General features: G+C 53.0%; 28 protein-coding genes. 4 read left to right on the top strand and 24 right to left on the bottom strand.

The annotated features are described in order from the left end of the window. Positions 1–65 precede the first annotated feature (65 nt). Positions 66–932: an AraC family transcriptional regulator gene (locus DL346_RS01095; protein WP_112880198.1), complete on the top strand. Its 867-nt coding sequence runs from the start codon at positions 66–68 to the stop codon at positions 930–932. Between the two features lie 98 nt (positions 933–1,030). Next, positions 1,031–1,432, top strand: coding sequence for a TetR/AcrR family transcriptional regulator (locus DL346_RS01090; protein WP_112880196.1), 402 nt, complete (start codon positions 1,031–1,033; stop codon positions 1,430–1,432). A 203-nt stretch (positions 1,433–1,635) separates the two neighbouring features. Here the strand turns inward: DL346_RS01090 and DL346_RS01085 are convergent, their stop codons facing one another. The 15 genes from DL346_RS01085 to ilvB form a co-directional block, all read right to left on the bottom strand. Further along, positions 1,636–2,226, bottom strand: a complete 591-nt coding sequence (locus DL346_RS01085) for a sulfite oxidase-like oxidoreductase (RefSeq protein ID WP_240632982.1) — start codon at positions 2,224–2,226, stop codon at positions 1,636–1,638. Positions 2,227–2,351: 125 nt separating this feature from the next. Continuing rightward, positions 2,352–3,149, bottom strand: coding sequence for a GNAT family N-acetyltransferase (locus DL346_RS01080; RefSeq protein ID WP_112880192.1), 798 nt, complete (start codon positions 3,147–3,149; stop codon positions 2,352–2,354). Between the two features lie 25 nt (positions 3,150–3,174). Next, a complete protein-coding gene (locus DL346_RS01075; protein ID WP_112880190.1) occupies positions 3,175–4,713 on the bottom strand; it encodes a leucyl aminopeptidase in 1,539 nt (512 codons plus the stop codon). A 185-nt stretch (positions 4,714–4,898) separates the two neighbouring features. After that, entirely contained in the window at positions 4,899–6,272 is a 1,374-nt protein-coding gene (locus tag DL346_RS01070) for an ATP-binding protein (RefSeq protein WP_112880189.1), read from the bottom strand. 3 nt (positions 6,273–6,275) lie between these two features. Then, positions 6,276–6,674, bottom strand: a complete 399-nt coding sequence (locus DL346_RS01065) for an ATP-binding protein (protein ID WP_112880187.1) — start codon at positions 6,672–6,674, stop codon at positions 6,276–6,278. A 178-nt stretch (positions 6,675–6,852) separates the two neighbouring features. After that, complete coding sequence (locus DL346_RS01060; protein ID WP_112880186.1) at positions 6,853–8,217, bottom strand: anti-sigma factor domain-containing protein; 1,365 nt, start codon at positions 8,215–8,217, stop codon at positions 6,853–6,855. Further along, positions 8,214–9,035, bottom strand: coding sequence for an RNA polymerase sigma factor SigI (gene sigI / locus DL346_RS01055; protein ID WP_112880185.1), 822 nt, complete (start codon positions 9,033–9,035; stop codon positions 8,214–8,216). Before sigI ends, DL346_RS01060 begins: the two co-directional genes overlap by 4 nt. Before the next feature lie 107 nt (positions 9,036–9,142). Further along, entirely contained in the window at positions 9,143–9,568 is a 426-nt protein-coding gene (locus DL346_RS01050) for a hypothetical protein (protein WP_112880183.1), read from the bottom strand. Between the two features lie 236 nt (positions 9,569–9,804). Beyond that, on the bottom strand, positions 9,805–10,884 hold the full coding sequence (leuB, locus tag DL346_RS01045; RefSeq protein WP_112880181.1) for a 3-isopropylmalate dehydrogenase: 1,080 nt from the start codon (positions 10,882–10,884) through the stop codon (positions 9,805–9,807). 209 nt (positions 10,885–11,093) lie between these two features. Further along, positions 11,094–11,753 carry a response regulator gene (locus DL346_RS01040; protein WP_112880179.1) on the bottom strand — a complete coding sequence of 220 codons (660 nt, stop codon included), beginning with the start codon at positions 11,751–11,753 and terminating at the stop codon, positions 11,094–11,096. A 4-nt stretch (positions 11,754–11,757) separates the two neighbouring features. Beyond that, positions 11,758–13,116 carry a sensor histidine kinase gene (locus tag DL346_RS01035; protein ID WP_112880177.1) on the bottom strand — a complete coding sequence of 453 codons (1,359 nt, stop codon included), beginning with the start codon at positions 13,114–13,116 and terminating at the stop codon, positions 11,758–11,760. A 169-nt stretch (positions 13,117–13,285) separates the two neighbouring features. Further along, positions 13,286–14,830 carry a 2-isopropylmalate synthase gene (locus tag DL346_RS01030; protein WP_112880176.1) on the bottom strand — a complete coding sequence of 515 codons (1,545 nt, stop codon included), beginning with the start codon at positions 14,828–14,830 and terminating at the stop codon, positions 13,286–13,288. Between the two features lie 142 nt (positions 14,831–14,972). Further along, positions 14,973–15,965, bottom strand: coding sequence for a ketol-acid reductoisomerase (gene ilvC, locus DL346_RS01025; RefSeq protein WP_112880174.1), 993 nt, complete (start codon positions 15,963–15,965; stop codon positions 14,973–14,975). Between the two features lie 179 nt (positions 15,966–16,144). Next, positions 16,145–16,633 (bottom strand): acetolactate synthase small subunit, encoded by a 489-nt coding sequence (gene ilvN / locus DL346_RS01020; protein WP_112880172.1) that lies wholly within the window; start codon positions 16,631–16,633, stop codon positions 16,145–16,147. Then, positions 16,630–18,375, bottom strand: coding sequence for a biosynthetic-type acetolactate synthase large subunit (gene ilvB, locus DL346_RS01015; RefSeq protein WP_112880170.1), 1,746 nt, complete (start codon positions 18,373–18,375; stop codon positions 16,630–16,632). Before ilvB ends, ilvN begins: the two co-directional genes overlap by 4 nt. Before the next feature lie 498 nt (positions 18,376–18,873). Between ilvB and DL346_RS01010 the strand changes: the two genes are divergently transcribed. Further along, positions 18,874–19,317, top strand: a complete 444-nt coding sequence (locus DL346_RS01010) for a GNAT family N-acetyltransferase (protein WP_165822323.1) — start codon at positions 18,874–18,876, stop codon at positions 19,315–19,317. Positions 19,318–19,345: 28 nt separating this feature from the next. Here DL346_RS01010 and DL346_RS01005 read toward each other — a convergent pair whose 3' ends face one another. The 7 genes from DL346_RS01005 to DL346_RS00980 form a co-directional block, all read right to left on the bottom strand. Then, positions 19,346–19,723: a hypothetical protein gene (locus DL346_RS01005; RefSeq protein ID WP_112880166.1), complete on the bottom strand. Its 378-nt coding sequence runs from the start codon at positions 19,721–19,723 to the stop codon at positions 19,346–19,348. A 233-nt stretch (positions 19,724–19,956) separates the two neighbouring features. Continuing rightward, positions 19,957–20,316: a 50S ribosomal protein L20 gene (gene rplT, locus DL346_RS01000; protein ID WP_112880164.1), complete on the bottom strand. Its 360-nt coding sequence runs from the start codon at positions 20,314–20,316 to the stop codon at positions 19,957–19,959. Positions 20,317–20,369: 53 nt separating this feature from the next. After that, complete coding sequence (gene rpmI / locus DL346_RS00995) at positions 20,370–20,573, bottom strand: 50S ribosomal protein L35 (RefSeq protein ID WP_112880162.1); 204 nt, start codon at positions 20,571–20,573, stop codon at positions 20,370–20,372. 26 nt (positions 20,574–20,599) lie between these two features. Continuing rightward, a complete protein-coding gene (gene infC / locus DL346_RS00990; protein WP_112881712.1) occupies positions 20,600–21,187 on the bottom strand; it encodes a translation initiation factor IF-3 in 588 nt (195 codons plus the stop codon). Positions 21,188–21,409: 222 nt separating this feature from the next. Next, the gene (locus tag DL346_RS00985; RefSeq protein ID WP_112880160.1) at positions 21,410–22,648 is read right to left on the bottom strand and encodes a glycosyltransferase family 2 protein; all 1,239 of its coding nucleotides are present in this window, start codon (positions 22,646–22,648) and stop codon (positions 21,410–21,412) included. 312 nt (positions 22,649–22,960) lie between these two features. Further along, positions 22,961–23,251 carry a glycosyltransferase gene (locus tag DL346_RS29800; protein WP_338066297.1) on the bottom strand — a complete coding sequence of 97 codons (291 nt, stop codon included), beginning with the start codon at positions 23,249–23,251 and terminating at the stop codon, positions 22,961–22,963. Next, entirely contained in the window at positions 23,193–24,140 is a 948-nt protein-coding gene (locus DL346_RS00980; RefSeq protein WP_338066281.1) for a glycosyltransferase family 4 protein, read from the bottom strand. The genes DL346_RS29800 and DL346_RS00980 overlap by 59 nt, the downstream gene beginning before the upstream one ends. Positions 24,141–24,358: 218 nt before the next feature. On the opposite strand from DL346_RS00980, the gene DL346_RS00975 reads away from it, so the two are divergent. After that, positions 24,359–24,919, top strand: a complete 561-nt coding sequence (locus tag DL346_RS00975; RefSeq protein ID WP_112880158.1) for a phosphatase PAP2 family protein — start codon at positions 24,359–24,361, stop codon at positions 24,917–24,919. On the opposite strand, the gene trmB is transcribed toward DL346_RS00975, so the two are convergent. Then, the gene (gene trmB, locus DL346_RS00970) at positions 24,838–25,620 is read right to left on the bottom strand and encodes a tRNA (guanosine(46)-N7)-methyltransferase TrmB (protein ID WP_112880156.1); all 783 of its coding nucleotides are present in this window, start codon (positions 25,618–25,620) and stop codon (positions 24,838–24,840) included. The two genes, DL346_RS00975 and trmB, sit on opposite strands and share 82 nt — an antisense overlap. Before the next feature lie 160 nt (positions 25,621–25,780). Continuing rightward, positions 25,781–25,966, bottom strand: coding sequence for a hypothetical protein (locus DL346_RS00965; protein ID WP_112880154.1), 186 nt, complete (start codon positions 25,964–25,966; stop codon positions 25,781–25,783). Between the last annotated feature and the right edge of the window lie 20 nt (positions 25,967–25,986).

The following is a 25,986-nucleotide window of genomic DNA, read 5'->3' as shown; positions in this document are numbered from 1 at the left end:
AGGTAAATGTTGTCTCTAAATTCCTTTACTGGAATCAATCATTCATTCGAAAGTAGGTTTGGCACATGGACTTTACCGTATTTCGTCCCTATGTGAATTACGCTACACGGTACGCGTTCTCCAAAGGTCAGGAGAACTGCAATCGTCATGGCTATTCATCCGCAATCTACTTAATCAGCGAAGGTAAGGGAGTTCTTCATACCTGTGGCCGTACGTACGAGACCGGACAAGGCTCCCTTCTCTATATTCCGGCCGGACAGCCGCATGACTGGATTGCCGACAGCCAAGATCCCATGGTTCATATCTGCTGCTATTTCGACTGGGTCTATAGGGATCGCCATGCCAATTTCAGTTCTCCCAGCCACATTTGCTACGATGCTGATTTATTGCTTTGCAATCAGCTTGATATTGCGTTTCCTTATCCGATCCCGGAGCATTTGAAAGTCGAGAAGCTCCATATATGGATTGATCACTTCGAAAAATTTTATGTTGAAAACAATTTTGTTAACGAGCGGACCTACATGAGCAATATCCGGACGCAAAGTCATTTTCTGCAATTTATCGATTTCTTTCTATCCTTCGTATTGAAGGATGACCACGTTCCCGATCCTCGAATATACAAGCTGTTGCGGCAGCTCGATCAGGATTTGCTGCATGGCAAGCTGCTGCCTTTAGAAACGTACTATCGCGAATTGCGAATAAGCCGCGGCTACTTCTTCGAGTTGTTCAAACACGCGACCGGATTGCCTCCTATTCAATATATCAACCAGTTTCGGATCAATAGGGCGAAAGACGATTTACGCAATTCGACGATTAGTGTCACGGAAATTGCCGAGAAGCACAGATTCTCCTCCGTGCATTACTTCTCGAAGCTGTTCCGCCAATTGACCGGCAAATCACCGCGGGAGTTCCGGGACGAGGTACATATGTAGGAGTAGCTGAATGCGAAAGAAAAAAAGCGTGCCAAACTTTATAAACCCGCGGTATACTTCCTGTATCTATCAAGCGTTCATGGAGTGATCATCACGATATGAAGAAGGACACAACAAGACAGCGAATAATCGAAAAAGCAGAGAAGCAGTTCATTCAACAGGGAATTCCCCATGTACAGATGAAGGATATTGCAACTGCATTGAATCTAAATCGGAGAACCTTGTATCGGTACTTGAAGGTGTTCGAACCTAAAGTCTCCAGTATCGGCCAGTATTATTCTGCTGGCGAAGAGACTATAACTGATGAACATGCACTGCGAAATCAACTAGAATTTGAACTTGATCAGTTGTTGAAACGAAAGAAAAGTGGCAGAGCGCTTTCGCAGATGATCTCATTACGTTGGATGAGCTTCGACAGCATACTGAAGCTGATCGCCAACGTGAAGCTTTTATTAAGTCGGAACTGGACAAACTGGGTGAAAATAAAAAGAGCCGCATGACTCCAATGGAAGTCATACAGCATCTTAAGAAAATTCATGACATATGGTTTCAGATTGATGATGAAGCAGCCAAGAAGAACTTCATCAACGAAGTCTTTGATCATATAACCATCAATACCGATGTTACAAAGGCAATTGGTAGTCCTGGTAAAAGAGTAAACTGTTATGTGGCCGACTGGAGTTTAACTTCTGATCGGTCTTTTTTAATCAAAATCATATCTCTGCTCTTTAAAGGGATCCCCATACATATGGTACCCGTTCCGCTCCCAGAAGCCGGCCTTATCCGACGCCATAAACTCGATGCCGCGCAGCCACTTCGCGCTCTTCCAGAAGTACAAATGCGGAACGACCATCCGAACCGGATACCCATGCTCCGGCGAGAGCAGCTCCCCGTTATGCTTAATCGCGAGGAACGACGTTTCCCGCAGGAAATCCTCAAGCGGCAAATTCGTCGTCCAGCCATGCTCCGCATGCAGCATGACGAACTTGGCTTCCGGCGCAAGCTTGACCCGCTCCATAATGGTCGCAACGGCAACGCCTTCCCACACATTATCGAGCTTCGACCATGTCGTGACGCAATGAATATCGTTCGCGAACTGGCGGCGCGGCAGCTGCATAAAATCCTTATACGAAATGTCCGCCTCTTCCTCAACCAATCCGAATAAGCGCAAATTCCATTTACTCATATCACGGTAATAAGGCACCTCGCCATGATGCAGAACGGGGAAGCCCGCCGTCACCCGCTGACCGGGCGGTACTCTTGAAGGATCCTGTGTAGGTTGGATAGGAATCACGCTCCAATTTGAAGTATATTCCAATGACATTGGCGAAGCACCATTTTCGGTAGACAATAGTGTTGGAACCTCATTATTCCAATTGCAACACTTTAACTATTTCCTAAAAATGCGGAGCTATACGCTTACTCATCAGCGGTGCCGCTAATGACCTCCACGTGGAGCAGCCTGGTCTTCGTCACCATGCCGGCGCTCTCGAGCGTTTTCTTGGATGCTTCGTTATAATACCAGCAGCCGCTGACAGGGTTTACGCCATGCTCCTTGCACCAGCCGCGCAACGCGACGATAATCGCTTTTCCGATCCCTTGCCTTCGGTAAGTCTCGTTGGTGAACATCCCGATGCTGCCCAGTCCTTCAACAAGCTTGGACTTCTCGAACACCCCGATGCCAAGCAGCTCGGAGCCCTTGCAGTAAACGAAGATTTCGCCGCGCTCGATGCGTTTGGCGTAATCCCCTATGAAGTCGACGCAGACTTGCTCGATGACCGGAAGATCGCTTGCGGCTGCAAGGCGAAACTCATTCTGATCACTGCCGCCCGCCAATTCGAGCCGGCTGTCTTGAAAGAAATACGCTTGCTTCTTGATCACGTAATCCTGATCGATGACCAGGCTCACCAAACCTTCATCGCAGGTCGGCACGAATAGACATTTTACCGCATATTCGTCAATAACTCTGGCGAACAAGGACTGCGCGTGCATGCGCCAGGCATGGCGAATATAGAACTGGGTAAGCCGCTGACTATTATGGATGGCAAAATAGCCGACGTCATCCGCATGGGAGCGGATGATGTAGAAAGAAGAACCGAGAATATGATCCTCCAGAAACGAATCGATCGGGGAGGATAATTGCACGATATACTCATCAACTAGATGCCGCAGATCGGCAATCGGACTCGCCGAAATGGTGAACTCCTTTTGACTCATCAGCAGCTCTAACCTCCTTTATCGGTCAAACGAGAAGCTCTCCGAGCGTACGCACCATAACCCCTGTGCCGCCCTTCACTTCCCAAGACCGTTCCCGCTCCAGCCATGCCGTGCCGCCGATATCCAGATGCACCCAAGGCTTCTCTTCGGCGAAAGCGCCGATAAACAAGCCTCCGATGCTCGCGCCGCCAAAGCGGTTGCCGCCGTTCTTCATGTCCGCCGCATCGCTGTCGAGCTGCCTGCGGAATTCCGGATACGCCGGCAGCGGCCAGACGCGTTCGCCGGCTCGCTTGGAAGCCAAGATGACCTGCTGCTGCAGAGCCTCGTCATTCGTAAGAACGCCCGTCGCCACGTCGCCGAGCGTTACCATGACCGCGCCCGTCAGCGTTGCGACATCAATCAGCTTCGTCGCCCCGCGGCGAATGGCCGTCGTCAGCCCGTCCGCGAGGACGAGCCGTCCTTCCGCATCGGTATTGACGACCTCCACCGTCGTGCCGTTCATCATCGTCAGAACGTCGCCAGGCTTCATCGCCCGATCCGACGGCATATTTTCCGCTGTCGGAATGACGATCACGGCATTGATTTGCGGGCGCAACTCGCCTAGAATGCGCAATACCCCCAGCACGGCAGCGGCACCGCCCATATCGGAGATCATTTCCTCCATGCCGAGTCCCTTCTTCAAGGAAATGCCGCCCGTATCGAAGGTGATGCCTTTGCCGATCAAGCCCATTTTCTCCTCTTGCCCCGGAGCGCCTTCATAATGGATGACGATCATGCGCGGCGGGTGTATGCTGCCTTTGCCGACGCCGATCAGGCCGCCCATCCCCTGCTCCTCGCAAGTCTTCTCGTCCAAAATCTCAACCTTCAAGCCGTACCCCTTTGCCAGCGTTTCCGCTTCCTCGGCAAGCTTCGCAGGCGTCAGGCGATCGCCCGGCAAATTGGTCAAATCACGCGCATACAGGACCGATTCCGCAAACACCTTTCCGCGGCGGATCCCGCAAGCCCACTGCTCCGACGCAGCCGCAGCGAGCGGCTCCGGCATCGTTTCCGTCCTCGCGAACGCCACTCTGCTCACAGTCTGCGACTGCTTTCTAGCATCGTTCTTCTTTGCCGTCTTGCGCGTATACAAGCCCATAACATAGCCCTCCGTCATAGCCTGCGCGGCTTGACTTACCGTGAACACGGCCGTTCCGACGGAAAGCGCCTGAGGAAGCAGCTGCTTGATGGCGACCGCCTTCAACCGCTTCGCGGCTTTGGCCGCTGCTGCAGCCGCGTCACGCAGCCCGTCGACCGTCAGATGATCGGAAGAGGCAATCCCAACGAACAGGACATGCGATTCCGGGAGGAGCCCCAGCGTTGGCAGCACCAGTGTTTCCCGAGGATCGCCCTTGAAGAGCTCTTTCTCCGCATGCTGCCGCAGCGCTTCATCGAGCTGAGGATGAACCCATCCCGCCGCCGACGGCTTCTTCAATTCTTCCTTGCTAATGAAGGACACGACGACATCGAACGGCGCATCCGCCGCATTCGTTTGTTCTTTCAACCCATATGTAAATAGTGCACTCATGCCTGATAAACAACTCCCGTCCAATGAATAGTAGCTTATTCCCCTAAGAATAGAAGCAACGCAAAAAAACCGGGTTTCCCCGATTTCCCGATTCGTCCTTCCCGCAAGAGGATGTTCAACCATCAACAGCCTCCTGCAGGACAGCCCCTGTACATGAACACGGGTTATACCCCGATTCTAATCCTTTATTCCGCTAATGGCAAATAGACATTGAACTCCGTTCCTTCGCCGCTGTTGCTGGAAACTCGAATCTTTCCGCCATGGTTGCGGATAATCCGGTAGCTGACCGAGAGACCCAGTCCCGTTCCAGACGCCTTGGTCGTAAAAAACGGATCAAACAGCTTCGATTTGGTGACGACATCCATCCCTTTGCCGTTGTCTCGAATCGTAATTTCCGCGTCGTTTCCGTCCCGCCGCGTAATAATGTCGATTCTGCCGCTCCGCTCGCCGCCCAGATCGTCAATCGCATCCATCGCGTTGCGGACGATGTTGAGAATGACCTGCTTTACCTGCTTCACGTCGATGGAAACGGCAAGCTCCTCGTCATAGGTTTCCAAATGGATTTGGCAGCCTTTCATGAGCGCTTCGCTGTCCGAGAGGAGGATGACTTCCTTCAGCAGCGAATTAATGAGCACTTTCTGTTTCATAGGAGCCGAGGGCTTCGAGGAATTTAGAAATTCATAGATGATGTCGTTGGCTCGGTCGATTTCCGTCAAAATAATGCGCGAATATTCTTCTTTCCCGAGCTGCGCGAGATGGGGCTTCAAGAGTTGAATGAATCCTCGGATGGAGGTGAGCGGGTTACGGATTTCATGAGCGATCGCCGCGGCAATCTTGCCAAGCATCGCCAGCTTATCGTTCTGATAAGCCGATTGCTCGATCTGCTTATATTCCGTGACGTCTTTCACGCTGAATAAGTAATCGCCGTCAAGCTGATCGCCATAGGTGACGGTGACTAGCAGAAACCGGCCGTTCACATCCTGAAATTCCAGGTAACGGCTTCGGCGCAGAAACATTTCCTTATACAGCCTTAAAATGATGCGTTTCGTGCTTTTGCTGAGCTGATTATGCCATAAAATATCCGTCAAGCTGCAGCCGATTAACGTCTTGCGCGGGATATCGAGCAGCTTCGCCATCTGGACGTTGATGAACGAAACGATGCCGTCGCCGTCCAAGATCGCAATGCCGCTGTCCATATGCTGGAGCACATTTTCATACTTGTTCTTCACCATGCGGAATGAGCGGTGCGAGCTAAGAAGCATGTCCCGCATTTCGCTGAACCGCTGTTCCGGCGTTTGCTCCGGCAGTAAGCGGAATCGGAACGCCACCATCAGCTCAATCAGGAAAATAAACGAACGGCTGTAAAGCTGTAATGCTTCCTCCGATTCGACATTGGCGACAAGCATTTGCATCGATTCTTCATGAATCGCGATTATATCTTCCGGATGAACGCCGTGAAGCAGCTTCCCGATTTCTGTCGCTTCAAAAAGCGATGCCTCGCTGCCGCTTCGAATATATTCGGCCAGCGCCGGGAAGTATCGCTTTCGAAAGGCTTGCATGTATTACTCCTCCCCTGCCGCACAATTCGGCGAATCCATACGCAGTGGAGATAGGATCCATTTACGCAGCGTAATCATGGTTCCCCGCAGCTGATCGTGAGACATTTCGACGTCGTCAGCCAATTTATCCATCCACTGCACGTTCATTCGACTGGGTCCGCGAAAATGATCGAAAAGTCTGATTTCAATGCCGCTGGCGGGTTCCCCTTTGCACGGACTGATTTGGCGAACGGTCATATGCCCCTTCTCCGGGAACGCAATGAGCTTCAGCGCAAGTTCGGAAATCGCATACGCAATTACCGTCTGATCAACAACACTGAAGCCGATCGCCTTCGCGATGTCCCTTCCTCGTTGTCGTGCGCGAATCGCATCCGCTTTCTCTCGAATATGGAGCATTTCCACGTTAGTTCTCGCCTCCGCCCTAATATTGCCTTCCTGCAGGTGCCGAGCCCGAGATCGCTTACAATAATCATAGTTACATCGTCCAATCACTGTCAACAGGAGATCCTGTCGAATGATCACGAAAGAATGTAGTATAAAAGGCGCAGCACTAAAGCCTGCGCCTTCATTTAACCATGAGCTATTCGCGTTTCGTATGTACTCGATCCTTGTTCCGATTGTCGTCCTTCTTGATATCGGAGTTTTTCTTTATTTTATCGTCTTGTTTCTTGTCATCATCATCAAAAACGCCATTATGGCGACCATCGGAAGAGGAATTGCCCTCTTCCCGGCCGCCTTTATGGTCATCGTCTCTGTCCTTGTTTCTGTCATCGTCTCCGCCGCTGTCATCGCCCCGGCCGCGATCCCCGTTGTCATCGTCGTCGCCTTCGCGAACGCTGTCATCTTTGCGGTTATCGCTGCCCTTCTGAAGCTTGCTCTGCGCAGGTATCGAAGAACTGCCGCTGCTTTTCTTGATGTTCTTGTTGTCGGCGCTCTCATTGTTCTTCTTCGAGGAAGAGGAGCCCTTCTTGTCATCGTCATCCCGATGCTTATTGTTGTCATCGTCCTTGGACCGATTCTCTTTCTCCTTCTTGAGCAGCTCCTTCAATTGCTCTCGAAGCTCTTTCTTCTGCTCCGCGTTTATCGCAGACTCCGTAGTTTGCGATACTTTCTTATCCTCGGCCTTATTCGAATCATCGTCCTTCGCGGAAGATACTGCCGGTTTGGTTTGCTCGTTGATTACCGCCTTCACGCCGCCCCACGGCTTCGCCGTCTGATGAATGGACTGCGTTTTCAGCTCCTGTAGGGTGACGTTGTATCCCAGCTCCTTCGCTATCAAGTAGAAGGCTAGCTTGCCCGCGGACAAACCGTCATGCTCAGCCTCTTCCCTGATTTCTTTCGGCGCCTTGATCTTCGTGACTTCTACCTTCAAGCTGCGGCCTTCATCCGTCAATTTCTTTAGCGACTTGCGGACGGCCGCATCCATATGTTCCGTTACGAGATTCTCATACTCAGCGACATCAGGTTCCGCAATCATGACGCTCGTGATAATCACGTCGCCTTCCCCGCTATTCAAATATGTCCCTGCGCCGATGCGGTCCATGATCTCTTCGGCTACTTGATCCAGCGGGAGTCCCTTATACGCAAGACCTTCCGTCACGTCCGCGCCGTCATCATTGATGGCACGCAGCTCCACGACATGCTCATCTTCCGTGACGCCAAGCTCGATGCTCGGATTTACGTCCATGGTCAAGTAAGCGACGACCTCCGGACCTTGGCCTATGCGGCCCAGCAGAAACGGCACAAAGAGGAGAAGCAAAATCGCTGCCGCGCCGATGCTGAAACTATGCAATTTACGCGGATGCGCATATCTCCGCCGTTCTGAGAAGCTGAATTCTTCGCCGATTTGTAGCTTTCGGCCGGTCGGTACTTTGCGAAATTGTCCATCCGGCGTCATGACGATGGCGTATTTCGGACCTGTTTCCATTACAATGCCGCGACTCATGCTCTCACTCCTTTCACCTGGGATAACTCCTGCTGCGGTGGCTCTTTCGGGCTTATATACTCCTGCAGGTAAGGGTAATCACCATTATTTAGTAACGCAATCGCAATGATGTACTTGCGGTTACGCTCAATCGTCTTTCGGGAGACGCCCGCCATCTCGCACAATTCCTTGATGGGCAGCTTCTGTTTCGTCTCCATGATCTCGTATAACTCCGGCGAACCGGCCAGCAGTTTGCTGATCGAAATAAGCAATAAACGCGAATCCGTATGCTTAGGAGATAAATCCGGCAGTTCGCCGAATGTGATATCGAATTGTCGCAGCCTGCTATCGTATTCCATAATCTCAAGACGTCTTGCCTCGACATCCTGAGAGACGGCGAATCGCTGCATCGCTTCTTTCATTTCAACCGGGTTAACGGTCAGTTCTTCCTCGTCGTCCTGATCGAAGGCGCTGTACGGAACCGTCCCGGCATGCCTTTGCTCTTTTCGCACATAGTCAATAAGCCTGCGCCGGATGACCGTTTCGGCGAAACCGAGGAACGATTTTCCTGCCTGACTTGAGAATTGTCCGATCGCTTCGTCGAAGGCAGCAAGTGCAATGCTGAACTCATCCGAACGTGCGGCATCAACATATCGTTTGCAAAATCGGCTAGTCACCTTAGCGATATACGGCTTATAGGTTGCGATGAAATCATCCCGTGAAGCTTCGCCGTTTCGAATCAGCTCCACCATCTCTTCCGGAGTGACTTTGGAATCGAGGGTGACCGCGGACGCATCGTGCTTGCCGCCAAAAATCCGTTTGAACAGTACAAGTAACAACCGATCCACCTCACACTTACATTTTTCGTGATATCCCTTCTGCTTTGGGGGGTACATGAAATTGGTATATAAAAGAAAAAGCCTCCTTCATCAGGAGGCGTTCGTCGTCAACAATATCCTTCAGAGGTTCTGCGCTGCAGTAGCTTATTACGCCGCTGGTTCAATACGCCGAGCCGCTTTTTCAATTCCGCTTCCCAGGCTTCGTCCGCGATTTGCTTCGCAAAGCTGAGGAGATCTAGTGCCATATCGATTTGATTCGTCACGACATCCATCGGATCCTCATTCTCGTTGTTCACGCAATTCTCGAACAGTTCCTGCTCCTCCTGCTCGACATATTCGATGAAGTCGACTTCCGATGCGCCGTCGCCGTGTGCGTATTCGGCAAGAATTTCATACTCATTTTCAATCATGTGATGGATTTCCACGCGGTGACAAACTGGACAGAACAGAATAGGAACATTATGAATATGCGTACGAAAATGCTTCAGCGTACCATTCGTGCCTATCATGCTTGCTCCACAGCAAAAGCTCATGCCTGTCTCCTCCTTAGCCTCCATTACCCTTCATCAATCACATCTGAAACTTTTTTATAACTTATTCGCGCCTATGTGTCAAAATTCCTGCTTTGCTTTCGATTCCAGTGTCAACCAGCCGAACAATATGAAACTTATTCAAGTATTCCCTGCTATTCCCTGGTTCCGACAGACCTCCAGAGAAAATAAAAAACCCGGGTCCTTACCGGTCCCGGGTCTCCATTCATAGCCTAAAATTACTTTTTCATTGCTGCGATGATCAGATCGCCCATTTCTGTTGTGCCGATCGCTTTGCTCTTATCGACGGCGATGTCGCCCGTACGGTGGCCGGCGTCGAGAACGGACTTAACCGCATCTTCGATGCATTGAGCCGCTTCCGCGTAACCGAACGTCAGACGGTACATCAGCGCAACGGAAAGGATCGTCGCGATTGGGTTCGAGATGCCTTGGCCCGCAATGTCAGGCGCCGAACCGTGTACCGGCTCGTACAAGCCGAAGCTGCCTTCGCCAAGCGAAGCGGAGGAAAGCATGCCGATCGAACCTGTCAGCATCGCTGCCTCGTCACTGATAATATCTCCGAACATGTTCTCCGTTACGATTACGTCGAAGCTCGCAGGACGGCGCAGCAGCTGCATGGCGCAGTTATCTACGAGCACGTGCTCGAGTTCTACGTCCGGATACTCCGGAGCGATCCGGTTCACTACTTCACGCCATAGGCGAGATGTTTCCAATACGTTTGCTTTATCGACCGATGCCAGCTTCTTGCGGCGCGTGCGGGCGATTTCGAAGCCTTGGCGCACGATGCGCTCTACTTCGGCTTCGTTGTATACGCAAGTATCAACCGCTTCTTGGCCGTTAGCGCCTTCGCGGCGGAATTTCTCGCCGAAGTAAATGCCGCCTGTCAGCTCGCGAACCACGATCAGGTCTGTGCCTGCAAGCACTTCCGGCTTCAGCGTGGACGCTTCCATCAAGCAATCGAATACGTTAGCCGGACGAATGTTGGAGAACAAGCCCAGCGCCTTGCGGATGCCGAGCAGGCCGGTTTCCGGACGAAGCTCCTTCGGATTGTTGTCCCATTTCGGGCCGCCTACCGCTCCAAGCAGGACGGCATCTGCATTTTTACAAATGTCCAGCGTCTCCTGCGGCAGCGGAGTACCTTTCTCATCGATTGCGATCCCGCCGAACAGGCCTTGTTCGAATTCAAATTGGAAGCCGAATAGCTCCTCGGTTTTCTTCATTACTTTGATCGCTTCGCCAACAACCTCCGGTCCGATTCCGTCACCGGCGATAACTGCAATTTTTTTCACGTCTGCCATATCTGATTGCCTCTCCTTTTATGAAGGACAGTAAGCCGCCCTTTGATCATGATTCTCAGTCTACACATAGTTGTACCACAACATGACGAGGTTGACAAAGATATGAAAGCTATGACTTTTATAGGCTGAGCGAATAAGTGCGGTTGGAAACAGCTGCATGCTAATTAACTGAATGCTGCATGTCCTGTCGGACACGCAAACCAATCAGCTTAGAACAAATCGTTATCCTTCGCCCGTTGAGCCGCTTCCTTGCTGCTCTTGCCGCCGAGCTTCCGCAAAATATTGTTTACATGGTTCTTCACCGTGCGAAGCGAGAGAAACGATTTCTCCGCGATTTGCGTTTGGCTGTAGCCGTCGTGAATCATCGATAGCAGCTGCACCTCGGCTGGCGTCAGCAGCCGCTTGAATTTATCGGCTTCATATTCGCGCTCAAGCAGCTTGAGCCGCCGGAACTCCGCCAGCATCAGCTTGGCCGCCGCGCCGTCAATTGCCGAGCTGTCTTCCGAGGCTTTGCGGACCGCCGCGGGAATCGCAGCGAAATCCGACTTCACCAGGTAATTCACTGCTCCCGCGCGGAATGCCTCTACGACAAAAGCCCGATCCTCCATCGAGGTCAGCATGATGATGCGCGCGCCGGAATCGACCGACAGCTCCGCGGCGAGCCGCAGCCCTTCCGGGCTGTCCGCCAGCATGATATCGAGCAGGATGACGTCCGGCTTCTTGTCCGCCACGACGCTGAGCGCGGCTTCCGCGTGATCCGCTTCGCCGACGATCGTTATATCGGGCTCATTGTTCAAATAGGCGGCTAGCCCTCTGCGCCAATCCGGATCGTCTTCCACAAGAACGACCGCAATCGTCTGTCCGCTCATTCTCTTACGCTCCTTTAGTCCGTTTGACCGCTTTAAAATGAAACCGTACCGTCGTTCCTGCGCCTGCTTCGCTGCTGATGCGCAGCTCTCCGCCTTGACGGCTCATCAGCTGCGCGCAATAAGCAAGCCCTAAGCCGAAATTCATCGCCCTGCCGCTCTTCGTCGTGAAGAAGGGCTCGATTACCTTCCGCAAGTGAGCGCGCTCGATGCCGCTTCCCGTGTCGCTGACTTCGATCGTGCTGCCCCGTTTGCCGGCGATGACGGTAACCGTCAGGCTTCCTCCGCTTGGCATCGCATCGATGGCATTTTGCAGTACGTTGTTTATCGCTTCCGACGTTTGCTCCGCATCCGCGAATGCGATCGCATCCTCGTCGTATTGCGCCGTTACGTCAATTCCGCAGCCGGCCGTCTGCTCCCTTAGCGCCGCAAGCTGAACGCGCACCAGCTCAGCCAGTCTCATCTCCCGCGGCTGCAGGCGAAGCTCCTGCGTCCGTTCATGCACGCTGCGGATCATCGCCTCGATATGCCCCGCCGCCGTGCCGATCACCTTGAGATCTGCCCGCAGCTCCTCGTTGGCGCCGGCTTCGCGGCTCATTTTATCGGTGAACAGCTTGATCTTGCCGATATCGTTCTTGATCGCGTGGTTCAGCATCGCCGTACCGCTAGTAATGGCGCGCAGCGAATAGTTCAGCTGGCGGCGCTCGATGAGCAGCTGGACGCCGAGAAACCCGAAATTAAAGAGTGCGAACAGGAAGATAACGAAAGCGATGCTGATCGGCCACACATTGTAGCGCCACAGCCCGTACAGCCCGAATAGCGGCATGATAAAGTTCATCGTTAATGCAATCAGGACAGCCGGAAGCACGGCAATCAGCAATATCGCATGAGAGCGCTTCTCCGCCGGGTGTACATGCCGCTTGCTCAGCAGCAGCAAGGCTCCTATGAGAAAATACGGAATGGCCCAAACCGCTAGAATGTCGTAATGCACGGGATACGATTCAGCGATCGGCACCACAAGCATGGCAAGCGGCAGCAAGGCCGCAATCGCCGGCAATCGCCGTACCAGCACAGACGGTACTTTGTCCGGATTATAAGCCGCTCCGAAACAGAGGAAGCCATAAGGCAAGCCGTAGTAGCTCATCCAAGAGCAGCCGCGCTGAATGACGCGCAGCACTTGCTCGCCCTCATCATCGATATCCTGCTGCGCCAACAGCGCCACAATCCAGCCCTCCAGCACGGAAGCAAGCGCCCCCATACCGCCGCAGAACGCGACCAAGCTGAGCCATCGGCCTGCCGCATTCCCCCGGTTCGTCGCAGCGAGCAGCGCTGCCGTAATCCATAGCACAATCCATACGAACATCATGCTTTTCTTCGTTCCCCCAATCGGCACCGCGCTTATGATGCCAGTCGGCTGCCGCCGCCAGCGGTTGTCGATTTTTCTATATTATAGCATGGTCCATGGCGAGCAATGCCATTAAAAAAACGCCCCGGCAAACCGCATTCGGCCGCCGGAGCGTTTTATTAGGAACGATTTAGATCAAGCTCATTTTGTCGCGGCGGCCCGGAGACTTCCGCTTCTCTACAAGACGGTTCAACGCATCGATGTAGGCACGCGCGCTCGCTTCGAGAATATCCGTGCTCAGGCCGCGGCCCTGCGCAGATACTTCATCCTGCTTCAGCACGACATGCACTTCGCCGAGCGCATCCTTGCCGTGCGACACGGACTTGATGGAGTAATCCTCCAGTTCTACTGCTTCGGCCGTCAGCGCGTCGATCGCGTTGTAGATCGCATCGACGGAACCGTTGCCCTCTGCCGATTGCTCCTTCACTTCGCCTTCCGCCATACGGACGCGGATCGTTGCGCTTGGCACCGACTTGTTGCCATAGCTGACGTGGATCGTCTCCAGCGAGTAAACCTCCGGCGTGTCCGTCAGCTTCTCTTCGAGCATCGCGCGGATGTCCTCGTCCATGACGTTCTTCTTCTTGTCCGCCAGGTCCTTGAACTTCGCGAATGCCGCGTTCACCGCTTCATCGTCCAGCTCGTAGCCAAGGTCGATCAGCTTCTCCCTGAACGCCGCGCGTCCGGAATGCTTGCCGAGGACAAGCTTGGAATCCCGCAGACCGATCGTCTCCGGAGAAATGATTTCGTACGTCGTTTTCTCCTTGAGCATGCCGTCCTGGTGGATGCCCGACTCATGCGCAAACGCATTCGCGCCCACGATCGCCTTGTTGCCCGGAACGACCATGCCGGTCAGCTTGCTCACGAGGCGGCTCGTCTTCGCGATTTCCTTCAAGTTCAGCGTCGTCGTCGCGCCGAAGAGGTCGCCGCGGGTCGCAAGCGCCATCGCCACTTCTTCAATCGCGGTGTTGCCCGCGCGTTCGCCGATGCCGTTGATGGTGCCTTCGATTTGGTCCGCGCCGTTCAGAATGGCTGCAAGCGCATTCGCCGTCGCCAAGCCAAGATCGTCATGGCAGTGCGCGCTGAGCTGGATTTTCTCGATGCCCGGCACTTGCTCCTTGAGGGTCTTGAAAATATTGCCGAACTCAGCCGGCGTCATGTAACCGACCGTATCCGGAATGTTCACAACCGTCGCGCCTGCGCGAATCGCCATATCCGTCACTTGGCACAAGAAGTCCAGTTCGGTACGGCCCGCATCCTCAGGCGAGAATTCGATTTTGCTAAAATATTGCTTCGCGTAACGGATCGCACGCTCCGCCGTTTCCAGCACCTGCTCCTTCTCCATGCGCAGCTTGTGCTTGCGGTGGATCGGCGATGTCGCCAGGAACAAATGCAAGCACGGATCCTGCGCATCCTTCAGCGCTTCGCGCGCCGCATCGATGTCCTGCTCGCGGGAGCGCGACAGGCCGATGACGGTCGCATTCTTGACTGCACGCGCAACGGCATTTACCGCTGCAAGGTCGCCCGGGGACGCTGCCGGGAAGCCGGCCTCGATCCGATCCACGCCCAGCTTCTCCAGCTGATAGGCGATCTCGAGCTTTTCCTTCGTGTTCAGGTTAACCCCCGGAGATTGCTCGCCGTCACGAAGCGTCGTATCGAAAATATAAATTTTGCGCATTAGTCACACCTCGGGCTTCCAGAATAATCCCGGATAGCGAAACGGCCCTGACGCCTCCGCTTGGGGAGACGCAGGGACCGGTCGCTGTATCCGGGTCACACATGATTGCTATCCCATGACCGGTTACACGGTTAAACGCTTATTATTTCTTGATCCAGTGCATCAATTCGCGAAGTTGGCCGCCAACGACTTCGATTGGGTGAGCAGCTTCGTTGCGGCGAGTTGCCGTCATGAATGCATTGTTGGATTGGTTTTCCAAGATGAAGTCGCGAGCGAACTTACCTTGTTGGATATCGGAAAGAACGGCTTTCATCGCTTTCTTCGTCTCGTCAGTTACGATACGAGGACCTGTTACGTAGTCGCCGTATTCAGCCGTGTTGGAGATGGAATCGCGCATCGAAGCAAGACCGCCTTCATACATCAGGTCAACGATGAGCTTCAGCTCATGCAGACACTCGAAGTATGCCATTTCAGGCGCATAGCCTGCTTCAACCAGCGTTTCGAAGCCCGCTTTAACAAGCGCGGAAGCGCCGCCGCAAAGTACCGCTTGCTCGCCGAACAGGTCTGTTTCCGTCTCTTCTTTGAACGAAGTTTCGATAACCCCTGCGCGTGTGCAGCCGATGCCTTTTGCGTATGCAAGGCCGATTGCTTTTGCGTTGCCTGTTGCGTCTTGCTCGATCGCGATCAGACCAGGTACGCCGAAGCCTTCAACGTAAGTACGGCGAACCATGTGGCCCGGCGACTTAGGTGCTACCAGCAATACATCCGTATCTTTACGAGGCTTGATTTGGCCGAAGTGAACGTTGAAGCCGTGGGAGAACATCAGCGCCGCGCCTTGCTTCAGGTTCGGCTCGATTTCTTCTTTGTAAACGCGAGCTTGCGTTTCGTCAGGCATAAGGATTTGTACAACGTCAGCAAGCTTAACAGCTTCGCCAACGGACAATACTTCGAAGCCGTCGTTTTTCGCTTTTTCAGCGGATTTGCCGGCACGAAGACCGATGATGACTTTCAGACCGCTGTCGCGAAGGTTTTGCGCTTGCGCATGACCTTGGGAACCGTAACCGATAACTGCGATTGTTTTGCCTTGCAGAACGCTTTGGTCTGCATCTTTCTCATAGTACAATGTAACTGCCATGTAAATGAAGCCTCCTTTAATTTAACCCTTCTGAGCGGGTGTTACAGGAGGGACAACGAGAACCGCAGCTTCATGCCTCAAGCGCTTCCCTCGCTCTAACCCCCGCTCAAAAGCGGTGTTGACCTGTAATCAAGCCTGAAGATTCTTACTTACTCTTGTTACCCTATGATCTAGTTATCTTATCTTGCGCTTCCACGGACCATGGCCGTAACGCCCGTACGAGACAGCTCGCGGATGCCGTATGGCTTCATCAGCTCGATCATCGCATCGATCTTGTCGGTGTCGCCTACGACTTGTACCATGAGCGAAGTCGTGCCGATATCGACGACGGCCGCACGGAACGTTTCAACGACGCCCATAATTTCCGGACGCGCCCCCGGCTCCGCAGTGACCTTGATGAGCGCAAGCTCGCGGCCTACCATCGGATTAGCGCTTAGATCGACGACTTTAATGACGTCGATCAGCTTGTACAGCTGCTTGGTGACTTGCTCAAGCGTTTTGTCGTCGCCGGTGGTGACGATGACCATCCGGGACAAGCCGGCTTCCTCGCTTGTCCCGACGGTGATGCTTTCAATATTGAAGCCGCGGCGTCCGAATAGTCCGGATACGCGCTGGAGGACGCCTGGCTGATCGTTTACGAGAACTGCTACCGTATGTCTCTTCATCATTCGGAATCCCCCATTAGCATTTGGTCAATCGTGGAGCCTTGCGTAACCATCGGATACACGTTCTCGTTCTTGCGAACGACGAACTCCACCACTGCCGGTCCCGGATGATTCATTGCCTCTTGCCATACCGCGCGGGCGTCTTCTTTATTGGTAGCGCGGAATCCGCGTACGCCGTAGGCTTCAGCCAATTTCACGAAATCAGGGCTGCCGGCAAGGTCAATGTGGCTGTAGCGGTTGTCATAGATGATTTCCTGCCATTGACGAACCATGCCGAGCACTTGGTTGTTGATGATGACGACTTTAACCGGAATGTTGTTGATGGCGCAAATCGCAAGCTCCTGCGCGCACATCTGCATGCCGCCGTCACCGTTGATCGAGATAACGAGACGATCCGGGTTCGCCATTTGCGCGCCGATCGCGGATGGGAAACCGAAGCCCATCGTGCCAAGGCCGCCGGATGTAACCCACGAGCGCGGCTTATTGAACTTGTAGTACTGCGCCGCCCACATTTGGTGCTGGCCTACGTCCGTTGTGACGATCGCATCGCCATTCGATTCCTCATAAAGCATTTCGATAACCCACTGCGGTTTCAGCTCGTCTTCGGAATCGTTGTATCTATACGGCTTCTCCTTGCAGGAGGCTGCAAGCTGCGCCCGCCATGTATCGGCTTTCTCCGCATATTTCACTTCTTTATTCGCCATTTGCAGCACGGTCTTCACGTCGCCGACGATCGGGATATCCGTCGGTACGTTTTTGCCGATCTCCGCAGGGTCGATATCGATATGAACGATCTTCGCTTTCGGCGCAAAGCCGGACAGCTTGCCCGTTACGCGGTCGTCGAAGCGAGCCCCGATATTGATCAGCAGATCCGCGTCTTGAATGGCGGTATTCGCCGTGTACGTACCGTGCATGCCCGGCATGCCGAGCCAGAGCTCTTCGCCGCTTGGGAAAGCGCCGAGTCCGAGCAAGGTCGTTGTAATCGGAATGCCCGATTTCTTAATGAACTCGTACAGCTCTTCGTGCCCGCCGGAGTAAACGACGCCCCCGCCCGCAAGGACGATTGGACGCTCGGCTTCGCTGATTGCTTTGAGCATCTTGTCGACCTGCAGCTTCTTCGGCGTAACCGTCGGGTTATAACCGCGGATGTTCACTTCCGTCACCGGCTCGAACAGAGCCAGCTCTGCGGAAACATCCTTAGGAATGTCGATGAGCACCGGACCTTTGCGGCCGGTATTGGCGATATGGAACGCCTCGTGGATGATGCGCGGCAGGTCCGCCGCCTTGCGCACCAGGTAGCTATGCTTTGTAATCGGCATCGTGATGCCGGTAATGTCCGCTTCTTGGAAGGCATCCGTACCGATCAGAGTAGTCGCTACGTTACCGGTGATGACGACAAGCGGCACCGAGTCCATGTACGCAGTTGCGATCCCTGTGACGAGGTTCGTAGCTCCCGGTCCCGATGTTGCGATACAAACGCCAACTTTCCCGCTAGCCCGCGCATAGCCGTCGGCCGCATGAATGGCGCCTTGCTCGTGACGGGTCAGCAGATGCTGAAAGTCCGAAAACCCATGCATGGCATCATAAATGTACAACACAGCTCCGCCCGGATAGCCGAATACGCACTCCACATCCTCCAGCACCAAGCTGCGAAGCAAAATTTCTGAGCCGGTAATGACCTCCGGTTTTCTCAGGCTTTCCATGATTTCTTCTTTTGACCTTAACGTTGCATGTTGAGCGACCATTAAGTCGTCCTCCCTTCTTAGAAAAACAAAAAAACCTTCCGCCGCCAGACGTTCATCACGTCCAGGGACGAAAGGATTAGCTTCCGTGGTACCACCCAATTGCATTATGCACCTCACAGTGCATAACCTCATAAGGTAAGAACGACAACCCATCGTTCAAACCTTGGCACATTAACGCGTGCCTTACGATTTCCCCTAATACGATCAATGATGAACTTTTCAGGGAAACAGCTCCGAGGTGAGCTCGTTGGAAAGGGATTTTGGCGTCGGTTTCAGCAGATCCGAACACTCTCTGGAGCAAAAGAGCCCTTAACACTTCGTCCTCTTCATAGCCGTTGACTTATTAGCTTATCGTTTATTATATTCGTCGCATATTCATTCGTCAAGAACTAGGTTCAGCATAATTATAAAAAGTTATGTATAACCAATTATTGGGCTCGCGCCTCTTCTTTACCCGACATAGTATGTAGCATCATGCGCGAAGAAAGCGGGATGCTGATGATTCGAGCAAGGATTGCGCGAACGGATGACGACGAAATTATCCGCTTAATTAAAAAAGAGCTTATACCGCTCTCCTATTCGGCTTCACCAAGGGATGCGCAAACGATCCGCGAGCTCCCCAAACGGCTAAGCGACGGTACATCGCTCGTATACTCCCGGACCAAACGAAGCATTCCGCTTGGGTTCATTCATTACTACCTGCGCGGCGACACGCTTCTTTACGATATGCTGGTTGTCCATCCGCAGCACCGGGATAAGAAGATCGGCACGCGGCTGCTGGCCAAGGCGGAGGAGGAAGCTAAGGCGAAGGGCTGCCGGATTGGCCGCTTATTCGTCGACCTGGGAAATCCGAGAGCCCAGCGGCTCTACACGCGGCTGGGCTTTCAGACGATCCGGTACATTCACGAGGTACGCTGCTACGAAATGATCAAATGGTTATAATTTAGAAATGGCCGAATGGCTTCCCGGCTTAATAAAACGGTGTATTTTTGAAGCCGTCGAAAGGCTGCTGACAGCCGCAGCCACCGAAGTCGCCCCCAAAGCCTGGGTGACCTCCTGGAAAGCCGCCGATACCGCCACAGCCGAAGCCGCCATGGCCGAAGCCGCCATGGCCGAAGCCGCCAAAACCAAAGCCGCCTGCGAACAGTCCGATCGCAAGCAGATCGAATAGAACGAGCGGAATGATTGCTCTTGTCTGAGCATCTTTGCCATTGCTCAGCGGCATGATCTGCAATTGGTTGTGATGAGCGCGAACGAGCTTTCCGGTTACTACAGAACCGTCTTTGCGGACCGCATAGACCGTTTTGCCGACCATCTTCTGAACTTGTTCTTTGGTCACGCGTTGCATAAGGATTTTCCCTCCTCACCTTAGCTTACAATGCTTGTGCTCAGCCTTCGGGGTCAAACATCCTTATCCGGCATTTGTCCCGAAGGTATAAACGGCGTTGTCCTATACTCTATTCACTAGTAACAGAATGCGATTGTACCGATGTCCCTATGACGGCAAACAAAAATATAAATGCTATGTAAAAAAGCGCCCTTCTGCCGTAGCAGAAGGGCGCTTTATAGCGACGCGTTATATTACGCGTTAACTTTTTGTTTTGCAAGGCTAGCAAATGTGTTGAACGAGTTGATATCGTTCACAGCCAGGTCAGCAAGCATTTTGCGGTTTACTTCAACGCCCGCAAGCTTCAAGCCGTACATGAATTTGCTGTAGGACAGGCCGTTTTGGCGAGCTGCAGCGTTGATACGAACGATCCACAGTTTGCGGATGTCGCGTTTGTGTTGACGGCGGTCACGGTATGCGTAAAGCAAGGATTTCATCACTTGCTCTTTAGCTGTTTTAAACAGGCGGTGTTTGGAACCGAAATAACCTTTCGCTAGCTTCAAAATTCTTTTACGACGACGTGCGCGGACGAATCCGCCTTTAACTCTTGCCATGAGTAGAAACCTCCCGAGTATTATTTATACGAAATTAGATCGAACGATCGAAATTAACCTTTGATGTTTGCCAGGCCTTGTTGCAGACGTTTGAAATCGCCTTTAGCCAAGTTCGGTTGAGTGTTCAGAACGCGCTTCTGACGGGACGATTTGCCGGAAAGAAGGTGGTTCTTGTACGCTTTGTAACGAATTACTTTACCAGTACCCGTAACTTTGAAACGGTCTTTCAAACTGCTGTGAGTTTTCATTTTAGGCATGTTGGTGTATCCTCCTCAATTGAATGTTAGTTAGTCGGCTTCGGCGCCAAAATCATGATCATGCTGCGGCCCTCAAGCTTCGGAACGCGCTCCATGACGCACAAATCAGCAACCTCGCTTGCCAGCCGGTCCAAAATCTTCTGACCGACAGAAGCATGTGTAATTTCACGTCCGCGGAATCGGACCGAACATTTCACTTTATCGCCTTCACCCAGAAACTTCACGACATTCCGGAATTTCGTTTGGTAGTCGTTCTCGTCGATGTTAGCCCGGAACCAAACTTCCTTCGTGTCAACGATCTTCTGATTCTTGCGCGCTTCTTTCTCTTTCTTCTGCTGCTCGTAACGGAATTTGCCATAGTCCATAATCCGGCACACCGGCGGCTTCGCTGTCGGTGCAACGTTTACGAGGTCCATGTTCAAATCGATTGCCATCTGCAGTGCTTCGCGGAAAAGCTTAATGCCGAGCTGTTCGCCCTCTGCGCCTACTACGCGCACTTCTCTGGCCCGAATTTCATCGTTGATTTGATGTTCCCTGCTAATAACCTGCCACCTCCAAAATTGATGAATCCCGCAAGCAAAATCAAAAAATGCGGATCCGCAAGGGACCCGCATTCCAATAACCAAGATTGTAGGCTGTTTGAACGCAGCCATGCGGCCGCTGCCTGTGCCAATCAATGATCGCGAACCATCCGGCCTGCGCCAGTAGGTGAGAAGCGGGTGCTCCTTCTTGTGCGTATACATGTGAATTACTATCTTCAAGACATGTTACTGAAATACTATATCATAGCGCAATTGAGGTTGTCAACCGCCTCGCTGCTGCGCACGATTTGCCAATTACACTTGCTTGCTTTGAACTTCTTCCAAACGAAGAACCCGCGTATGCTGCGTGTGGCTCCATTGCTTGTTGTTTTGCGTGAAGAAGGCGTAGCACGTAATCGGCAGCCAGGAAAGCTGGAAAAACACCATTGAAAACAGGTGAGCGTACATTTTCCCCGAGCGGATGCCTTCGAGCATCATCACGAGCGGGAACATAATAACCGTTGCGAAGATCGCAACGCCTGCCACCCAGTACGGCAAGTAGTAATAGATCGACGAAAACGCGTTTTCCGCCGGAATGATGTTATCCAGCCAAAGCAGCGCCGTCACCAGGAAGCCGATGAACGTGTTGTAGACCGAGATCGAATACAGCGCCGCGTCGAACTTCACGAAGCTGCGCTCCTTGATGCTCGCCCAGAGCAGCGGGAAGAAATAGCTGCGGGCTACCGTAAAGTGGCCTTGCATCCAGCGCAGACGCTGTCTGGAGGACGCTTTGAAGCTCAGCGGCTTCTCGTCGTAAACTTTGGCGTCGTAGTTCAGAACCGGATGAATGCCGCGCTTCACGCAGCGCATGGAAAACTCCAAGTCCTCGACGAGGCTTGTTGCGCCCCAGCCCATTTCCTTGAGCAGCGCAGAGTCAAAGCACATGCCCGTGCCGCCAAGATAGTTGGCCATATTGAGGTTCCGGCGGGACAACTGCCACAAGCGGTTGCAGTACCAATATGTGATCGCGTATGAGGCCGTAACCCAGGAATCCGTCGGGTTCTTCGTATCCAAGTAGCCTTGGATGACCTTGTGGCCTTCGCACAGATCGTTGTTCATGTGGATCAGGAAGTCGTTGCCGACCAGGTTGTCGGCATCGAACATGACGATCGCGTCGTATTGGCGAGGCATCGCCCACAATTCCTTCAGCATCCACTCGATCGCGTGGCCTTTGCCGCGCAGATGCGGGTTTTTGCGCTCGCATGCGTTCACGCCGTAGCTGCGGACGATATCCGCCGTATTGTCCGTGCAGTTATCGCAAATGACGAAAATATCGTAAAGTTCTTTCGGATAGTCCAGTTTTTTTAGGTTCTCGACTAGCGCGCCGACGACTTGCGCCTCATTGTGCGCGGCTACGAGAACGGCAAAGGATTTCTGCGGCTTATGCTTTAGCTCTCTGCGTTTTCTTGCAATGCCGAACAGGGAAATGCTGAATTGGTACACGCCGACAAAAGCCAAAAAGATTTGAAACAAAATAATGATCGTGTTAACCATTACGTTTTACTACCCCCTTGAGACCCCATTTTTTATATTCTCTCTAATTTTGCAGATCTCGCTGTCAGTGAATCGCGGCTTCTCTTTTTTTGTGTTCCGCAACCTTACTGATTTTCCATGCAAAGTATCCATTTGTCAAAAGCGCAAATCGTCGCCTAGACGTCAATAAATCGAAGAAAAGCGCTTGCATCGGGACTTGTCGGAACGGAGACCTTGTTTTCTTCCGTTTCAGTCTTATTTTCATCCATTTACGAAAAAATCATGTTCCCTTTTCAATAAAACGAGCCTGAACTGGGAAAGGTTTCAAGCCAATTATCCCCTTGTGTGACGATTTGTTGAACGTGTGGCCGTTTCCGCATCCTCCGCTTCACGAAACTTAGCAAGAAGCTCACTGAAGATCGTGTCCCAGGATTGCCGCAGGCTGTGCGCCAATCCCCTTGCCGCAAATCGTTTGCGCAGCTCCGGGTGACGGTATAAGCGCTCTAGCGCCGCGCTGAACGCATCCGCGCTGCCCGGTTCGCATCTGAGGCCGTTCCACTCGTGTTCAACCGTGTCCACGACTCCACCCGTATCCGCGCAAATGACGGCCGTTCCGCATGCCATCGCTTCCAAAAACGACATTGCCGAATGTTTCCGTCGGTGATGGAAACAGCATGACATCCGCCGCTGCGTACCACTGCTGAAGTGCCGGCATCGCCGTGAATCCGAGAAAACAAACCGAAATGCCTTCGCGGGAAGCTTGCTGCTTCAAGGTTTGCATGGATGGGCCATCGCCCGCTATAACGAATATTGCGTCTTTGCATATGTCCCGCTGAAACTTTGCGAATGCTGCAATCGCGCAATCCAGGTTCTTTTCCGGTGCAAGTCTGCCTACGTACAGTACGATGAATGAATGCCGAGAGAGCCGATGCCGGGCCACCAGCGCATCTTTGTCCGCGCCCGGATGAAATCTCTTCGTATCAATGCCCCGCGTCCATACCGCTAACCGATTCTCATCCCACCCCCGTCCCCTCAATTCCTGAAGCGTCGATTCGGAAGGCACGAAAATAAACCTGCAATCCTGATGAAACCATTCCATATACCTCCATAACATCTTAACCATCCAGCGGGTATTGTAAAACGCCAAATAGCGGTCAAAATGTGTATGGTAGGAAGCGACGAGCGGCAATCGGTGTTTTCGGGCGTAATGAAGGCCGCAAAGGCCTAAATTGAAAGGAGTTGCGACGTGGACGATTGTAGGCTGAAACGAATGCAGGGCGCGATGGATGTGAATCGGATTCGGAAAGGCGAGGCGGCATTCCGGGTAGAGGAAGAAAGGCAGGCTGGCAAATCGGGTGACGGTGGCTTCTTGCTGAAGGGCGGATTCGGGCTGCGGAGCAAAAACTAAGCAAGGAATGTCCCGGCTGCGCAGGTAGTTCTCCCATTTCTCGAGCGTTCGTGCGACTCCGTTAATTTCCGGAGCATAGGTGTCCGTAAACAGAGCAATACGCATTGCATCGCCTCCATGAGAGCTGAGCCGCTCTATCGGCGCGGCCCGCTAGTGGAGCAAGCATACAGGAGTTGTATTATCGCCGCATTATGGCCGCATGAAGGGTTCGTGAAGAATTCATAATGGGTTAGCAATTCGATAACACCGCACAAACAAATCCGCCTTACACTGGGCTTGTGGAAAAAGGAATGGTATCCATCACGAAGCCTGGAGGGGATGGCATGGTTAATGTCGTATTCTGGGTCTTGACGCACGAACAGCGCCTGCTATTATGGGCAAACCGCAGATCGCCGCACCGGGTCGTCAATCGGATGTTAAGCGGATGGCTGGGAACGGTTACGCATGCAGGCGGCGCCACATTCACCCTGCTCACCTCGCTGCTTAGCGGGCTATTGGCCGCAGGCGCATGGAGCACGGCCGGCTGGCAAGGCTTCGCCGCGACCATCATCAGCCATATTCCCGTGGCGATCATGAAACGCAAATTCAGCAGGCTTCGTCCCTATCAGGCGCTGACCTGCGTCCACGTATGCAAAAAGCCGCTGCGCGACTCCTCGTTTCCCTCGGGTCACACAACGGCTATTTTTGCCTGGCTTCTGCCTTGGCTTCTGGCGGCGGATGCCGCCCTGCTTCCGGTTATGCTGCCGGCGGCGCTGCTCCTCGGCGGCTCCGTTGCATGGTCCAGAATGTACCTAGGCCTTCATTATCCTTCCGACGTCGCTATCGGCGCCGCAATCGGCTCGCTAGTCTCATTGTTCGTTGCCTCTGCCTGGTCATTCTTCTGAGCGGCCAGCTTCGCCGCTTTGTGCGCGGCGATCGCCTTCTCTCCGATTACCACTTCCACGCGGTGAATATTGTTGCCCTTCTCGACGAATTTAGCTTCGTATTCGGTCAGCACGAGATCGTCGCGAAGCTGCTCCTTGTGCAGATGCAAGGAGATGTTGCGCATGTGCAGCTCCATGTCCGCGAAGCTGTTGAGCGAGAATTCGAACAGCGACTGCGAATCCGTCTTGAAATGAATTTCGCCGTTCTCATTCAGAATCTCGATATATTTCGCTACGAAGCGCGGATGCGTCAGCCTTCTGCGCGCATGCTTCGCCTTCGGCCACGGATCGCTGAAATTCAGATGGATGCGCTGCAATTCGCCCGGCGCAAACATGTCTTCGATGCCCTCGATGTTGGCGCGCAGGAGCGCCAAGTTCGGGGGCTGCTTCACGCCCTGCTCTTCCCAAGCCAGGCGAGCCTTATCGCTTGCGCGGCGGATCAGCTCGTCGTACATGTCGACGCCGATGAAATTAATATGCGGATTCCGCACGCTCATATCGCTGATAAACCGGCCTTTTCCCATGCCAAGCTCGATGTAAATCGGATTGTCGTTGCCGAAAAACTCCCGCCAGCGGCCCTTATGCGGCGCCGCATCCAGCACCACCAGCTCCGGCTGTGCCTCCAAGCTCTCCAAAATTCCTTTTCTTCCTCTAAGACGCATAGAATTGATTCCTCCACGAATGTTCATGACTCAATAGTCCTTATTGTGCCCGAATTGCGCATCACTTGTAAAGTCTGCGCCGGAAACGCTTGCTGCCAGTTTCTAACTCAAAATAAAAAGCCGAGGGCGCGGGCGCCTTCGGCTGAACGGTCTGCTTTGTTTAGTTAAATAGTTGATTGTGAGCGGTTTCTTGCGACTCCAGGATGTCATGCAATTTCTTCCTGGCAGACACTTCAACGCTATGGTTACCGTAGAAACGAATGCCCGCCAGGAACATCAGCTCTTTTCTCGTTAATTCGACCGTAACCTTCTCGTCACCGTGCGGAATTTTAACTTGATTGTCCATTCCTTGTCACCCCTACTTGA

It is taken from the genome of Paenibacillus montanisoli (assembly GCF_003268025.1).
Lineage (GTDB): Bacteria > Bacillota > Bacilli > Paenibacillales > Paenibacillaceae > Paenibacillus_Z > Paenibacillus_Z montanisoli.
Note: the sequence above shows the minus strand (reverse complement) of the source record. Positions and strands in the feature narration are given on the sequence as shown.